Source organism: Streptomyces sp. ATLC9, from assembly GCF_057196705.1.
The window spans coordinates 1-869 of the sequence record NZ_JBXUOY010000541.1; the positions used below are offsets into that span (position 1 = coordinate 1).

General features: G+C 78.8%; 1 pseudogene. It reads left to right on the forward strand.

The window, feature by feature from the left end:
* A pseudogene (locus AC2CJA_RS26935) lies at positions 1–869 on the forward strand (family 2 glycosyl transferase); the annotation flags it as partial.

Sequence of the window (869 nt, forward strand, 5' to 3'; positions counted from 1 at the left end):
GCGCAGCCCGGTGCAGGTCCCGGCGTTCGTCGCCGAGGAGAGCGGCACCCGGGACCGGCCGCGCACCCTCGTCCTCGACGGGGACCCCGGCGCCGGGAGCGCCGGGGACAGCGCCTCCTCCGCGGCGGCCCGCGTCTCGTACACCCTCGTCCGCGGTCCCGGCGCGCGGCTGGGCGACGGCGACACGGCCCGTGAGGCCGGTGGCGACCGGCGGCTGGACGAGATCGTCGGCAACCTGGTCGCGGGCTCCGGCGCCGACCAGGCCGAGCAGCTCAGCGGCTACGCCGTCCGCTACGTCCTGGTGCGTGACGGCGCGCCCCGCGAGATGAGCGCGGTGCTGGACGCGACGCCGGGCCTGTCCAGGCTCAGCCAGGAGGACGGCAGCGCGCTGTGGCGGGTGGACGCCCAGGTCGCCCGGGCCACCATCGTCCCCCCGGAGGGGGAGGGCGGCGCGGCGGCCGAACCGGAGACCGTCGCGGCCGGGCCGGTAAAGGTGCGCACCGCCGTCCCCGCCGGGCCCGCCGGGCGGGTGCTGCGGATCGCCGACGCCGCCGACCCCGGCTGGCGGGCCACGCTGGACGGGCGCCCGCTGAAGCCCGTCACCGTGGACGGCTGGGCGCAGGGCTTCGAACTGCCCGCCCGGGGTGGCCGGCTGGAGCTGGTCCACGAGACTCCCGTGACACACACCGTGTGGGTGTGGGCGCAGGGACTGCTGATGCTGGTGGTGCTGGTCATGGCGCTGCCGGGCCGCCGCCGCGAGGTCGACGACGACCTGCCCGAGGAGACCGGGACGGTACCGGCCCAGCCGGTGGAGGGAGAGGGCCGGCGGGCCCGCAGGCTGCGCGCGGCGCAGGAGGCGGCGGGCGGCC